Origin of the sequence: Acinetobacter modestus (assembly GCF_014636095.1) — a bacterium.
Taxonomy (GTDB): domain Bacteria; phylum Pseudomonadota; class Gammaproteobacteria; order Pseudomonadales; family Moraxellaceae; genus Acinetobacter; species Acinetobacter modestus.
In genome coordinates, this window is the sequence record NZ_BMDV01000002.1 from 135,014 (window position 1) to 149,730 (window position 14,717).

13 protein-coding genes are annotated in these 14,717 nt (G+C 39.5%); 8 read left to right on the forward strand and 5 right to left on the reverse strand.

Annotation, left to right across the window (positions count from 1 at the left end; genetic code table 11):
• Positions 1–16 precede the first annotated feature (16 nt).
• From astB to IEV17_RS04700, 3 genes are all read left to right on the forward strand, one after another.
• Positions 17–1,357 carry an N-succinylarginine dihydrolase gene (astB, locus tag IEV17_RS04690; protein ID WP_004660985.1) on the forward strand — a complete coding sequence of 447 codons (1,341 nt, stop codon included), beginning with the start codon at positions 17–19 and terminating at the stop codon, positions 1,355–1,357.
• A gap of 34 nt (positions 1,358–1,391) precedes the next feature.
• The gene (gene astE, locus IEV17_RS04695; RefSeq protein ID WP_004660987.1) at positions 1,392–2,366 is read left to right on the forward strand and encodes a succinylglutamate desuccinylase; all 975 of its coding nucleotides are present in this window, start codon (positions 1,392–1,394) and stop codon (positions 2,364–2,366) included.
• Between the two features lie 262 nt (positions 2,367–2,628).
• Positions 2,629–4,023 (forward strand): amino acid permease, encoded by a 1,395-nt coding sequence (locus IEV17_RS04700; RefSeq protein ID WP_161794026.1) that lies wholly within the window; start codon positions 2,629–2,631, stop codon positions 4,021–4,023.
• A gap of 215 nt (positions 4,024–4,238) precedes the next feature.
• Here IEV17_RS04700 and exaC read toward each other — a convergent pair whose 3' ends face one another.
• A complete protein-coding gene (exaC, locus tag IEV17_RS04705; RefSeq protein ID WP_004660991.1) occupies positions 4,239–5,750 on the reverse strand; it encodes an acetaldehyde dehydrogenase ExaC in 1,512 nt (503 codons plus the stop codon).
• 142 nt (positions 5,751–5,892) lie between these two features.
• Between exaC and IEV17_RS04710 the strand changes: the two genes are divergently transcribed.
• Positions 5,893–7,074, forward strand: coding sequence for a hypothetical protein (locus IEV17_RS04710; protein WP_004660993.1), 1,182 nt, complete (start codon positions 5,893–5,895; stop codon positions 7,072–7,074).
• Between the two features lie 366 nt (positions 7,075–7,440).
• On the opposite strand, the gene mdh is transcribed toward IEV17_RS04710, so the two are convergent.
• Positions 7,441–8,613, reverse strand: a complete 1,173-nt coding sequence (gene mdh / locus IEV17_RS04715) for an iron-dependent methanol dehydrogenase (RefSeq protein ID WP_004660995.1) — start codon at positions 8,611–8,613, stop codon at positions 7,441–7,443.
• A 320-nt stretch (positions 8,614–8,933) separates the two neighbouring features.
• Here mdh and IEV17_RS04720 point away from each other — a divergent pair, with 320 nt between their 5' ends.
• Positions 8,934–9,491, forward strand: coding sequence for a lipocalin family protein (locus tag IEV17_RS04720; RefSeq protein WP_004660998.1), 558 nt, complete (start codon positions 8,934–8,936; stop codon positions 9,489–9,491).
• A gap of 24 nt (positions 9,492–9,515) precedes the next feature.
• Here IEV17_RS04720 and IEV17_RS04725 read toward each other — a convergent pair whose 3' ends face one another.
• From IEV17_RS04725 to IEV17_RS04735, 3 genes are all read right to left on the reverse strand, one after another.
• Positions 9,516–9,665 (reverse strand): DUF2256 domain-containing protein, encoded by a 150-nt coding sequence (locus IEV17_RS04725; RefSeq protein ID WP_081399792.1) that lies wholly within the window; start codon positions 9,663–9,665, stop codon positions 9,516–9,518.
• Positions 9,666–9,678: 13 nt separating this feature from the next.
• Positions 9,679–11,208, reverse strand: coding sequence for a cryptochrome/photolyase family protein (locus tag IEV17_RS04730; protein WP_004661000.1), 1,530 nt, complete (start codon positions 11,206–11,208; stop codon positions 9,679–9,681).
• A gap of 146 nt (positions 11,209–11,354) precedes the next feature.
• The gene (locus tag IEV17_RS04735) at positions 11,355–11,813 is read right to left on the reverse strand and encodes a winged helix-turn-helix transcriptional regulator (protein WP_004661001.1); all 459 of its coding nucleotides are present in this window, start codon (positions 11,811–11,813) and stop codon (positions 11,355–11,357) included.
• Positions 11,814–11,979: 166 nt separating this feature from the next.
• On the opposite strand from IEV17_RS04735, the gene IEV17_RS04740 reads away from it, so the two are divergent.
• The 3 genes from IEV17_RS04740 to IEV17_RS04750 are packed head-to-tail and all read left to right on the forward strand — an operon-like array spanning position 11,980 to position 14,706.
• Complete coding sequence (locus IEV17_RS04740) at positions 11,980–12,846, forward strand: metal-dependent hydrolase (RefSeq protein WP_004661004.1); 867 nt, start codon at positions 11,980–11,982, stop codon at positions 12,844–12,846.
• A 16-nt stretch (positions 12,847–12,862) separates the two neighbouring features.
• The gene (locus tag IEV17_RS04745) at positions 12,863–13,798 is read left to right on the forward strand and encodes a metal-dependent hydrolase (RefSeq protein ID WP_004661005.1); all 936 of its coding nucleotides are present in this window, start codon (positions 12,863–12,865) and stop codon (positions 13,796–13,798) included.
• On the forward strand, positions 13,795–14,706 hold the full coding sequence (locus tag IEV17_RS04750; protein ID WP_004661008.1) for an alpha/beta fold hydrolase: 912 nt from the start codon (positions 13,795–13,797) through the stop codon (positions 14,704–14,706). The genes IEV17_RS04745 and IEV17_RS04750 overlap by 4 nt, the downstream gene beginning before the upstream one ends.
• Positions 14,707–14,717 lie beyond the last annotated feature (11 nt).

The window sequence follows — 14,717 nt, forward strand, 5'->3', positions numbered from 1 at the left end:
ACACATGGAGAATAAAATGTCTGGTTATGAAATCAATTTTGATGGTTTAGTTGGTCCGACGCATCATTATGCGGGCTTATCATTTGGTAATGTGGCTTCAACTAAAAACCGTAATAACGCATCAAATCCTAAGCTTGCGGCAAAACAAGGCTTGAAGAAAATGAAAGCCCTTGCAGACTTAGGACTCAAACAAGGCGTGTTTGCACCACAAGAGCGTCCGCATGTACCAACACTGCGTCGTTTAGGCTTTACGGGTAGTGATATTGATGTGATTGCTCAAGCCATGCGTACGGCACCTGCGTTGTTATCATCATTGAGTTCAGCGTCATCGATGTGGACCGCGAACTCGTGTACGGTATCACCATCGGCTGACAGTGCTGACGGGCGGATGCATTTTACTGCTGCAAACCTAAATAATAAGTTCCATCGATCAATTGAGCATCATACAACGACTCGTATTCTTCAAGCGATGTTCAAGAATGATGTATATTTCGCGCATCATGAAGCATTACCAGAAGCTGCATTATTTGGTGATGAAGGTGCAGCTAATCATAATCGTCTAGGCGGTGCTTATGATCAGGCTGGCGTGCAAGTTTTTGTTTATGGTCAACAACAACTTGGTGGTACGGTTGCACCGCAAAAATTCCCTGCACGTCAAACACGTGAGGCGAGTGAAGCGATTGCGCGTTTACATCGGTTAGATGCAAAGCGTACTGTATTTATTCAGCAAAATCCTGACGTGATTGATCAAGGCGTATTTCATAATGATGTGATCGCCGTCAGTAACCAACAGGTGTTGTTCCATCACCAACATGCATTTTTAAATCAATCTGCTGCCTTAGATGAAATTCGTCACAAGATGGCCGAAATTGAGCAAGATTTTATCTCGATTGAAGTCCCTGAAAGTCGAGTGAAGGTTGAAGATGCAGTTTCAACTTATTTATTCAACAGTCAAATTTTAACCCGTGCTGATGGTGGCATGAGCATTGTTGTACCAGAAGAATCTCGTCAGAACTCAGCCGTTTGGAGTTACTTGAATGACATGATTCAAATGGGAACACCAATTGACGACATTAAAGTATTTGATCTGCGTGAAAGTATGCGGAATGGCGGCGGACCTGCATGTTTAAGACTACGTGTTGCTGTAAACGAAGCTGAGCTGAATGCAGTCAACCCAAACTTGTTTATGAATGATGCTTTGTTCAAAACACTCAATCAGTGGGTGGATCAGCATTACCGTGATGAATTAACACAGGATGATTTGGCTGATCCAAGTCTATTGATTGAGAGTCGTACTGCGCTAGATGAACTCACTAAGATTTTAAATTTAGGCTCGGTTTATCACTTCCAAAGATAAAACAGCAAAGAACGGCTTTTAAGGATGAAAGTACATGGTTGATCTACTCGCGTTGACTTTAGCGCAACAGGCACCTGAGCAAATGAAGGGTGAAACAGTTGAGTTTACATGGCAATGGCTAGGTGAAGGGTTACTACAATGTACACCTAAAACAGCGTATAGAAAAACCATGGTGCTTTCTGCTGGAATTCATGGCAATGAAACAGCACCGATTGAATTATTGTCTCACATCATTAATGACCTATTTGCTCAGCATTTAAAATTAGCGGTGCGTGTACTCTTTGTTTTAGGTAATCCTAAGGCAATTCGACAAGGTGTTCGTTATCTTGAAAATGATATGAACCGAATGTTTTGTGGTGCATATCAGCAGTTAGCACGAGATGATGAAACGCATCGAGCAGCACAATTAGAACAGTGTACTTCGGAGTTTTTTGAGCAAAGTCAGTCTGAAGCACAGCGCTATCATTATGATCTGCACACTGCAATTCGTGCATCATTACTGCCTGTATTTGCATTATTTCCCTATCAAACACAGCCCTATGATGACTTCCTGATTCAAAGCTTAAATGCTGCGGATCTCGATGCTTTGGTCTATCACAATGCGGTTGGAAAAACCTTTACTCATTTTACTGCTGAACGTTTTCAGGCGGCGAGTAGTACCTTGGAGTTAGGCAAAGCTAAGCCTTTTGGTCAAAATGATTTATCTGAATTTGCGAGTACAGACCAAATGTTGCGTGCAGTTCTTGCAGAACAGATATTGCCTGTTCGAGCAAAGCACACGATTCGCCAATTTAAGGTCATCGATTCAATATTAAAACAGAGTGATGATTTTCAACTGCAACTCAATGCCGATGCACCGAATTTCTCTACTTTTCAGAAAGGTGAAGTGATCGCAACTCAGCAAGTGAGCAATTATGTTGCAAATGATCAGCAAGTCTGGATCTTATTTCCGAACCCCAATGTAAAAACAGGACTACGGGCAGGATTGATTTTAAAGGAAATTAAATAGGATACATCGAACGGTTATATGAGATGTAAACAAGGAATGAACTGAAACGGAGTTTGAATATGGATGTTCAGTAGAAAACAAAAGATCGGAAAAAATATCCATTGGATATTCATTTTTATGAAGTGGAAAGCAAGGACAGGTTGTCATAAAAAGATAGTTGGAGTGATCGTGTATGAGTAACAATAATGAAAAGTCATTTCTATCCGGGGAATGCCTGAGTGAGCAATATGTGCCCCAGCAAGACACATCCAGCCAATCAAGTATGTCACTATCAGGAGAAGTGGGTAAGCCCTTGAAACGTGCTATGACGAAACGTCATTTGGTGATGATTTCATTGGGCGGTGCAATTGGCACGGGGCTATTTTTAGGCTCAGGTGATGTCATTTCTCAGGCAGGCCCCATTGGTGCAATTCTCTCTTATTTTTTAGGCGGTGTGATTGCCTACATGGTGATGCTGTGTTTAGGCGAACTAGCAGTACAGATGCCTGTTTCAGGTTCATTTGGTGAATATGCCAGAACCTATATTGGACCAGGTACAGGCTATATGATCACTTGGTTGTATTGGTTAACTTGGACAGCAACATTAGGTACGGAGTTCACAGCTGCAGCTTTACTCATGCAAGAGTGGTTTCCTTCCATATCCATGTGGACATGGACTTTATTGTTTGCGGCACTGGTCTTTACGCTGAATGTGAGTTCCACTCGGTTATTTGCTGAGTCGGAATTTTGGCTGTCTTTGGTTAAAGTGCTTACCATTATTTGTTTTATTGCATTGGGTTTAGCTGCGATTTTCGGTTTCATTCCTTACCATGGACATGAATCAGCACCGCTGTTTAGTAAATTGACCGAACATGGTTGGTTTCCAAATGGTATTTACCCAATTTTTGCGACCATGTTGATTGTGAATTTTGCATTCTCTGGTACAGAATTGATTGGGGTTGCCGCTGGCGAAGCTGAAGAACCTGCGAAAACAGTACCGAAAGCAATCAATGCTGCGATTTGGCGGTTGTTGATTTTCTTTGTGGGTACGATCGTGGTGATTTGTGCACTTTTACCTTATGAAATGGCTGGACTTAACGCGAGTGGCGTAAGTAATAGTCCGTTTGTAACTGTATTTAATTACATCGGTATTCCATATGCGGAAGATATTATTCGTTTCGTGATTATTACTGCACTATTATCGGCTGCCAACTCTGGCTTATTTGCTGCTTCTCGAATGATGTGGTCATTGTCAACGCAGAATCAACTCCCTAAAGTTTTTGCAAAATTGACACGTTCAGGTACGCCAATTATTGCCATTATTGTCACCATGTTTGGTGCAATTCCTGGTTTATTATCTGAACAATTTGCGCCTGAAACCATTTTCAAAAATTTATTGGGTGTTGCCGCTTTTACTATGGTTGTGGTTTGGATCTCAATTTGTGTGAGCCAATTTAATTTCCGTAGACAATGGATCAAGTCTGGAAAAACGGTAAAAGATCTTAAATTTGCTGCGCCGTTGTTTCCGTTGACACCAATTTTAGGTGGGGCATTCTGTGTCATTACCTGTATTAGTATGGTAGCAGATCCGTCAATGCAAGTTGGTTTTGTCTGCTGTGTTCTATTTATTATCGCATGCTATGCAAGCTACAATATCTTTTATAAAAACAAAGCTTAACTGTATAACTTAATTTTTCATAAAAGACGAATCTATACTCAGAATCTTTGAGTTGCGATTCGTCTTTTTTACTTTAGGAAATGATCATTTGGCTGTTTATATAATTTTAAAAAAACTTCAAATAGAGATGGTAAAAAAAGAGCAAGTACCGTAGCACTTGCTCTTTTTATTTGATTTGGGATATTTACTTATAGGGCAATATCGCTCTTCGTGTTTTAGAAGAAACCAGCAGGTTTAGTTGAATAACTCACCAATAAATTCTTGGTTTGTTGATAGTGATCTAACATCATTCTGTGGTTTTCACGACCAACGCCTGATTTTTTATAACCACCAAAAGCAGCATGAGCAGGATAGATGTGGTAACAGTTTGTCCAAACACGTCCAGCTTCAACTGCTCGACCAGCGCGGTATGAAGTATGTGCAGAACGAGCCCAAACGCCAGCACCTAAACCATAGATGGTGTCATTTGCGATTTTGATGGCTTCATCAAAATCTTTGAAAGTTGTTACAGATAGAACTGGTCCAAAAATTTCTTCTTGGAAGATCTGCATGGCATTGTGTCCTTTGAAGACAGTTGGCTCGATATAGAAACCTTCACCTACTTCTTGTCTAGCACCACCACCTGTAAGAAGTTCAGCACCTTCTTCTCGACCCGTGTTAATGCAACGTAGGATTTTTTCCTGTTGTTCTAGTGAAGCTTGAGCACCAACCATTGTTTCAGTATCAAGTGGGTGACCTACTTTAATACGTTTCACACGCTCAATGGCTTTTTCTAAGAACTTATCCGCAATACTTTCTTGAACTAATGCGCGAGATGGACAAGTACAAACTTCGCCTTGATTGAGTGCGAACATTGCAAAGCCTTCAAGTGCTTTATCAAGAAAATCATCTTCTTGATCCATAACATCTTCAAAGAAAATATTTGGAGATTTTCCACCGAGTTCTAAAGTGACTGGAATAATATTCTCAGTTGCATATTGCATGATCAACTGTCCAACTTGGGTTGAACCTGTAAATGCAATTTTGGCAATACGAGGACTAGTGGCAAGTGGACGACCTACTTCGGCACCATAGCCATTCACAACGTTTAATACACCAGCAGGTAAAATATCTTGGATTAACTCTAAAACGAGTAGAATGCCTACAGGTGTTTGTTCTGCTGGTTTTAATACGATGCAGTTACCTGCTGCTAATGCAGGAGCAAGTTTCCATGCAGCCATGAGAATTGGGAAGTTCCATGGAATAATTTGTCCAACGACACCTAAAGGTTCGTGGAAATGGTAAGCAATCGTATCTTCATCGATTTCTGAAATGCCACCTTCTTGTGCACGGATACAACCAGCAAAATAGCGGAAGTGGTCAATTGCCAATGGAATATCGGCAGCAAGTGTTTCTCGAACAGGCTTACCATTATCCCAAGTTTCTGCAACGGCAAGATATTCTAGATTTTGTTCTAGTCTATCAGCGATTTTAAGTAAAATATTTGAACGTACTGTCGGAGAGCTTTTATTCCACTCAGCTTTGGCTTTGTGTGCTGCATCTAATGCGAGTTCGATATCTTCAGCTGACGAACGCGGTATTTTTGTAAATACTTTGCCATCGACAGGTGAGACATTATCGAAGTATTCTCCTTTAATAGGTGCTACCCATTGACCGCCAATAAAGTTCTCGTATTGAGCTTTGAATTGAACCTTTGAATCAGGTTGATTAGGATCGACATAACGCATATATATATTCCTTTGCTTATAATTGATCTGTTAAGCATCTACAGCTTTGGTATAAGGTACTTTTGTACGCTATTTGATTAGGATATAGCTGGGAAGGTTGGAGAAAGGTTGGAAACCGTGGTCATTAGTAAGGGATACACAAATGTTTACAAAACGAGACCTATTACAACAACGAACATCAATTGATCAACTGAAACGACACAATAGTTTGTCGCCGCAAAGTGCTGAAATGTTAGGACAAAGTATTGCCAGTTCTTGGCAACGCTCAGCATCTTCTGCTATTCCAAAAGAGCGCTTGGCTGCACCTTTATTGGCACAACATAAGAAAGCAAAAACGACTTTAGATTTAGCCTTAGAAGCGTGCTCAAATGATCTCAGTCATATTGCCGCCCAGTCATCCATGGTCATCGCCGTTGGAGATGTTGGGAGTACAATTATTTGGACCGCATCGAGCACGCAGATGCAAAGCGCGGCTGAAAAGGTACATTTTATTGCAGGCGGTCAGTGGGCAGAAGAAGAGGTCGGCACGAATGCCTTAGCTCTGTCTTTAAAGACTCAACAATCTAGTTGCGTGTTTTCAAATGAGCATTATATGGAGTCAGTACATGACTGGGTTTGTTATGCAGCGCCAGTGATTGATCCCTACTCCAAACAAGTGTTAGGTGTCGTGGATTTATCTACAACTTGGAAAAATCACAATACGCTCGGTGTATTAGCTGCTGAACGTTGTGCATCTATTATTCAAACTGCTCTGATTGAACAGCAACGTCAGCGTTTATATATCCGTGCTTTTGCTTCACCGCAAGTGATGTTTAATAATAAATCTTTGGTTTTAACGCCGCGTCAAATTGAAATTTTGGCAATTTTAGCGCTCTGTCCGAATGGTTTAAATTTAGAAAATTTACATCAAGCGCTTTATGGTGAGCGTAAAGTCAGTGTTGGAACGTTAAAGGCTGAGATGTCACAGTTACGTGATATTTTGGGCGGAATGCTAGGCTCAAGACCTTATCGCTTACTGGCAAATGTAGAAGCTGATTTTTTGTATGTGGAACAAGCACTTGATTCAGGTTATATCGCCTCAGCATTACAATTGTATAAGGGTATCTTCTTATCAAAAACAGAAAGTCCTTTCCTATGCTCATGGCGAGATTGTCTTGAATCACGTCTCAGCGATATGATTTTTAAAACCAAAGAAATCGATGTATTACTGAAACATGTTGCTCATTTTCCTGAAGCAATTGATGCCGTTGAAAGATTAATTGAATTGTTACCTTTAGATCATCCTGCTCATCAATCGCTGAGCAAATTCAGAGATATGTCATAACTACAGCGGATCTAAAAAATAAAATTTTGTTTTATTATTCAATAACAATGGATGATATCTTTTGGGATGTCATTTAGCTCGCAATACAAAAATTTGTCTAAAGACATGTCATCTAATCAAATCGTAAAACAATATGGTTGACTTAATTTAGTTCATAACTTTTAAACAATATAGCAGCGTTTGACCTTATCAAAGACACGGTTAATTTAGAAAAAATGGTTCACAAGATCGTTGAAATTTGATTAGATTTTGGATATTGAGAAGCTGAATGAAATAAAAAAAGGGAATACCTTTTGAGGGGTATTCCTAAAATTAAGTAAGCTAACGGTCGGAGAGATTCAGCTTACTTCTCGGGAAAAGCGTGGATTACAATGCTGCTTTAAAAATTTCAACAACTTGGGCATGAGTTGCTTTGCGAGGGTTAGTCAGCATACAGGCATCTTTTTGAGCATTTTCAGCCATGATTGCAAGATCTTCTGTTTTTACGCCAAGTTCAGTTAAACCTGATGGAATATCGATAGAAGATGACAGTTCACGAATTGCATCAATTGCGGCGTAAGCAGCTTCAGTTTCTGTAAGCCCTTCAGTATTTACACCCATAAGTTCAGCAATTTTTGCATAACGATCTTGGCAAGAAATTAGATTGAACTCACATACATGAGGGAGCAATACCGCATTACATACACCATGTGGGAGATTATAGAATCCGCCTAATTGATGAGCCATGGCATGGACATAACCTAGAGATGCATTGTTGAATGCCATACCTGCGAGGTATTGTGCATAGCTCATTGCATCACGTGCTTCAATATTTTCACCATTTGCAACCGCAGGGCGTAACCATTGGCTAATCATGGTAATGGCTTTTTCTGCACAGGCATCGGTGATTGGGTTTGCTGCAGTCGATACATAAGCTTCAACAGCATGTGTAAGTGCATCCATTCCCGTTGCAGCGGTTAAACCTGCTGGCTTTGCAACCATGAGTTTAGGGTCATCGATTGCAATCAATGGTGTGCAGCGCCAGTCAACAATTGCCATTTTTACGTGGGTATCGGTATTGGTAATGATACAGAAGCGTGTCATTTCTGATGCAGTACCCGCAGTGGTATTAATCGCAATGAGTGGGGTCATTGGTACTGTACTTTTATCAATACCTTCATAGTCACGGATATGACCACCGCCGGCCGTGACGAGTCCAATCCCTTTTGCACAATCGTGTGATGAGCCACCACCTAAAGAGACAATAAAGTCACAGTCATTGTCATTGTAGGCTTGTACGCCATTATGTACATTGATGTCAGTTGGATTTGGTTCTGCACCGGGGAAGATGTGGCTTTCAACGCCTGCATCTTTTAAATATTGTGCAATGGTGTCTGCAACGCCAAATTTGAATAAGCCTTGGTCAGTTACAATCAGCGCTTTTTTTGCACCGAGATTTTGTGCCTTTGTGCCAATTTCTTTTGCACAGCCTGGCCCGAAGAGAGATACACAAGGGATGTAAAAACCGTTAGTTTGATCTGCAATATTTTTAAAAGCCATGGAGCGATTCCTTCTTCCATATTCCATTGTTTGTTATTCAGTGATCTCATCACTGTAAGCTCAGTATGCAAGGCTTAAAAATTTTTCCTACCTACCAAAAACCTACCAAGAAATGTCTTAGATTGTTTAAATGAAATAATATGAATTTTCATTTGAGCGCAATCGATGAATATTAGACAGTTAAATATCTGTATTTTTACTGAATATTGATGTTGTTAAATAATTGTTTTTAAATGTAATAAAGAGTAAATCTCACATTTTATTCACGGTTTTATCTTTATAAATTGTTTAGTTAATTTTGATAAAATCAAGAGGATAAAATGAAAGCTAAAACTTTATTTGGCATGACAATATTGTCTGCTGCAATGACTGCTGTTGTAATACCAATGCAAGCAAATGCTGAAAAACCCTCTGCTGTCGATAAAATTGATGTGAACCAATATGCTGGAAAATGGTACGAGATCGCTCATTTACCAATGTACTTTCAACGACACTGTCTAAGTGATACGACTGCTGTGTATACGCTTAATCCTGATAAAACCATCGGGGTCTTAAATAGCTGTAGAACTAAAACAGGGCAAATGGATAGTTCACAAGGTGTGGCTTATCCTGCTAATAGTGGGAATAGTAAATTGAAAGTTAGTTTTTTACCTAAAGGCTTACGTTGGCTGCCATTTACGAAAGGCGATTATTGGGTTTTACGAGTAGATCCTGAATATAAAGTTGCATTGGTAGGCGGGCCATCGACGAAATATTTATGGCTTCTTTCTAAGACACCAACAATTGATGACGCTACCTATAACTCATACCTTGAAACAGCTAAACAACAAGGTTACGACTTATCTAAGCTCATCAAAACTCCTCATCGGACACCATAAGCTTTTGACATTTAATCAGGTATCTCAGTTGGATGCCTGATTTTTACTATTAGTTTTAGCTTGTGACTTACATTTTTTAGAGCAATATTGAACTTCATTCCAACATCGTTCCCATTTTTTACGCCAAGAAAATGTAAGGTGGCAATTTAGACAAACTTTCTCGGGTAAATGTATTTTTTATGCATTTTTAGAGTTCTTCGATCTGATTTTGAAGATGGGAGGCACGTTTTAAAATACGATTTTGTTCAGATAATTCTAGTTTATCCCACTGTTTATACATCATTGTCATTCGCGGATTTGAACTAAAAAAGACTCGATTTCGATGTAGAAAGTCCCAATATAAACTGTTGAATGGGCAACTATCATGGTCAGTTTTGGTTTTTACATTGTAATGGCAGTGTTGACAGTAATTAGACATTTTATGAATGTAATTACCTGATGCTGCATAAGGTTTACTTGCAACAAGACCAGCATCTGCAAATAAAACCATTCCATGAGTATTCGGAAGTTGTACCCATTCAAATGCATCAGCATAGACACTTAAATACCATTCATTGACTTGCTTGGGTGAAATGCCATTCAGTAATGTGAAATTACCAATCACCATCAAGCGTTGAATATGGTGAGCATAAGCATTTTCCAAAGAGTTTCTTAAACATTCATGCATACATTGCATTTTTGTTTCAGCAGTCCAAAAATAGCTGGGCAAGTCTCTTTCAGCATTTAATTTATTGAGATCACGATAATTCGGCATGCACAGCCAATAAATGCCTCGAATAAATTCACGCCAACCTAGTATTTGTCGAATAAAACCCTCCGCAGCGTTCAACGGAATTTGGTTATTGTAATAAGCTAATTCAGCAGCATCACAAACTTCTTTGGGCGACAGTAATCCACAGTTTAGGTAGGGAGAAAGGAGGCTATGGAACATATAATCTTGTTGGTTGACCATAGCATCTTGATATTGACCAAAATGGACTAATTGATGTTGGATAAAATGATTAAGGGCTTGAAGAGCCTGCTGGCGTGTAGTTGCCCAGTTGAAATGATCAATTTGACCAATATGATCTTGAAACTCTGCTTTAACTAAAGCGATCACATCTAAATCAATCTGGTCATGAGTAAAATCCAAAGTAGGAGGGATAGAGGGATTTCCATTCCACCTTTGACGATTATCACTATCAAAATTCCATTTTCCTCCAATTGGTTTATCCGCCTGCATCAAATAGCCTGTTTGTTGTCTTAACTTTCGGTAGAAAAACTCCATCCGTAGGACTTTGGTAGTTGAACTCCATTGTTTAAAAGCTTGAATCGAAGAGAAGAAACGATCGTCTATAAGGATTTGTATGGGAATGTTGAGTTCTTTTTCCCAACTATTTTCGATTTGATATTGTAAGCGGTATTCTCCACATTCGGTTATAACTAAAACTTTTGCATCTTGTTTAGCTAGTTGATATTTAATAAATTGAAGAAAATTGTTTGTTGTTTTTGAACGGTCAAAAACTTGATAACGAACAGTCCATCCTTGTTGTTTAAGATGTTTGGCAAAATGCCGCATTGCACTAAAAATGAGTGCAATTTTCTGAGGATGATGTTTTACGGAGGTGGTTTCTTCAACCAGTTCTGCCATTAAAATCACATCTTCATGTTTATCAAGTGTTTTTAATGTGGCGATCTCTTCCGAGAGTTGATCACCTAAAATTAAACCGTAGCGCATAAGCTTTCACGCTTAAAAATTTAAATATAGTTTTTCTGTTGTAAAGTTCTTGTGAATACTGCAATTCTTTTTAATCGTATTGGATTGAGAGCTTTTAAATTAAGCAGTATGGGCATTTAAATAAACAGCTAAAACTTGAATATAGACTATGAAATATTTTCAGTAAAATAAACAGGTGACATCAAACGAGCATCTAATTTTTGACCGCAACAATTACAGCTCAGCGTTGGTTGAATGACATTGCCACAACTTTTGTGTAAGTAGCGAAGTTCTGGGAACTGTTTATCTTCATTCTGCCATAAATTCCCCCAAACACTCATCGAGACAATGATGGGATAAAGTGCTAACCCTTTTTCTGTCAGTTTGTATTCATAGCGTTTGGGAGCTTCGTGATAAAGCACTTTTTCAAAAATCTTGTTTTCAACCAAGCGGTTAATACGCTCGGTAAGCAAGTGGCGCGTGATACCCAACTGTTTTTGGAAGTCATCAAAACGTCGTGTTGCCATAAATGCATTACGAATAATTAACAAGGTCCAACGATCACCAAAAATGGATAATGTCCTTGCAATTGGACAGTTCATTTCGCCGAGTTCATGCCATTTCATTGCTTACACCATCGGTTTGTCTTTAGAGGAAGCAAGCTGTCATTTTAGGACAACTTTAGCCACCATCATATCTACTTTATTGACAAGCTATTTTAGCATAGTTATTTTGTTTGCATAAGTTCCTTTTTAGAACTTACTATTTTAAGATGAATTCTTGAGGTGAGTTATGTCTATGTCAGTGTTGAAAGAAAAATCAAAGCAAAAAACACCTGCATCATTCCCAGTACGTCGTATGGATTATAAGTTTCAGGATATGCCGAAGTATTGGTGTAATAATGAGCCAGCGTTTACCCATTATTTCACGGGCTTGTCTACACTGTTTCCAGAAGGGGAGTCTTATTTTGTGCGATCAGTTCGTGCCTTACGAGATCGAATCAAAAATAATGAACAGTTAGATCGTGATATTGGAGCATTCATTGGTCAGGAAGCCATGCATTCCAAAGAACATCATGCATTTCATCGTAGTGCACAGCAGTATGGTTTAGATCCTGAATCATTAGAAAAAACCACAGGGATTATCCTGAAAGCGATTGAACGAACCTTTCCCAAAAAATGGAATTTATTGGTTACGGTGGGCTTAGAACATTATACCGCTGTACTTGTGGTAGAAATGATGAAAGATGTCAATGAACTCATGACTGATGAAACCATTCGTAATTTATGGTTATGGCATAGCGTTGAGGAAACTGAGCATAAAGCAGTTGCCTATGATATGTATGAATATTTATATGGCAAAGGATTGGGTGCTTATATCCCGCGCGTTGCGATTTTCACTTTTAGTTTAGCCATGATTACCGTTATGTCGACAGTATATCAAGTGGTACTTTTGAAACGTGATCAACAACTATTAAATCTAAAATCATGGCGTAAATTTGCACAACATGGCAGAGAGAAATATAAAGTTTTTATCCCTAAATTTTTAGATTATTACCGCTTTAATTTTCATCCAAATGACAGTGATGAGTCTGAAATCGTCGCAAAAACCAAAGTAAAAATTGGATTATCCCAAGTCGAAAATCATTTACCTGCTTAAGTTTGAGGAATAACCCATGCAATCACAAGCATCAAAAGCAAGTTGGGCGATGATTCCTCGACAAGTGAAATTTGAATGGAATGATTCGCCCTTACATTGGATTCCACAAGATCCATTAGCCAGTCATGGTGTTAATCATTTTAGTTTTACCTTGGTTCGTGGTGAGTATTTTTTCTGTCGCATGTTTAATAAAGCTTTGCCGTTGATTGAAGATGAAAAATTAAGAGAAGATACCAAGATCTTTATTCGACAAGAAGCCATTCATTCTCAAGCACATAAAAGCTCAATTGACGCATATTTATTTCGTTATGGCGTTGATGTAGAGCAGCAATATAAACGTGTCGTCAATCTATTTGATCATGTATTAGCGGATAAACCTTTAGGGTTTAACTTACCGAAATCATGGCAAAGACCTTGGCTGAATGCACGTGTCGGGCTTGTTGCTGCTGCCGAACATTTTACTTCTGCAATTGGTCAATATGTTTTGACGCGTTCCGATTGGGAAGCTCGTGGGAGTGATCCTGTGGTCAGTGATTTATTCACTTGGCATAGCGCCGAAGAAGTTGAACATCGCACGGTAGCTTATGATGTTTATCAGCATATTTCGGGGAGTTATTTATTGCGTATTGCGGTTATGGCAGTGACAGCACCTATTTTTACTTACCTGATGGCGGCGGGTACAGTACAACTTGCACAAGATGATCCATTGATTCCGAAGCAGCAAAAAAGCTTATGGCGACCTGCGTTTTGGAAAGCTTGGCATCGTTCGGATTTAAATGGTTATATGCCTGGCCCTGTGTGGTTTTTGACCACTAGTTTACGGTTCTTTAAACCCAATTATCACCCGTTTTACGAAGCTTCGACAGAGCTTGCACAAAACTATTTGGCTCAATCTGCGGGTGTACTTGCTCATCAGCAAAAAGCCGAGATCTTTATGCAGGTGCAGTCATGAATCATTTTGAAAAAACCAAGCGTTATGTGCATTCAGGCAATATCTGTTTAGCAGCCTATCATTGGGGGCATTTAGATGCGGATCGAGAAACAATCGTATTGGTACATGGTTATCCAGATGCTGCCGATGTCTGGCAATTGGTTGCCGAACGTTTAGCGGCTGATTTCAATGTGGTTGCTTATGATGTAAGAGGCACAGGGTTGTCTGATATTCCTGAAACTACGCAAGGCTATGCTTTTGATTATCTAGTACAAGACTTATCTCAAGTTATTCAAGCAATGAGCCCAGATCAAGCCATTCATTTAGTTGGTCATGATTGGGGGGCTTTGCAAGCTTGGGAAGCCGTATTAGGGGATCGTTTAAAGCCTCAAATTGCCTCTTATACCGCATTAGCACCGAGTGCGGATCATGTGGGTTGGTGGTTTCAGCGTCAATTGGCTCAACGAAATTTTCAAGGCTATTTTAATGTCGCTAAGCGCATAACCGCATCTGGTTATATGGCAATGTTTCAGATCCCAATATTGCCAGAACTGACGTGGCATTTAGGTTTAGATAAGTTGTGGTCAACGCTTGTGGGTTATTTAGAAAATACCACAGTCGAAGCAAGCCCAACACAACTGAGAAATGCAAAGAGCGGTTTGGGGCTATATCGTCAGAATTTAGTAAAACCACTTTTGAATCCTTTACGTCGTCGCACCAGCATTCCTGTACAAATGTTATTGATGAATCAAGATCCGTTTGTGCCCTTGTCATTGAGCCGAGGTATGGAAGAGTGGGTTGAGGATATTCGCTATGCCGAAGTGAGTGCAGGGCATTGGGGGATTTTGAGTCACCCGCAACCAATTGCAGAAAAAATTCAGCAATTTGTGCAATCCATTTCACAGCGTAGATCAAAGCAAATTGCTTAAACATTTTATTT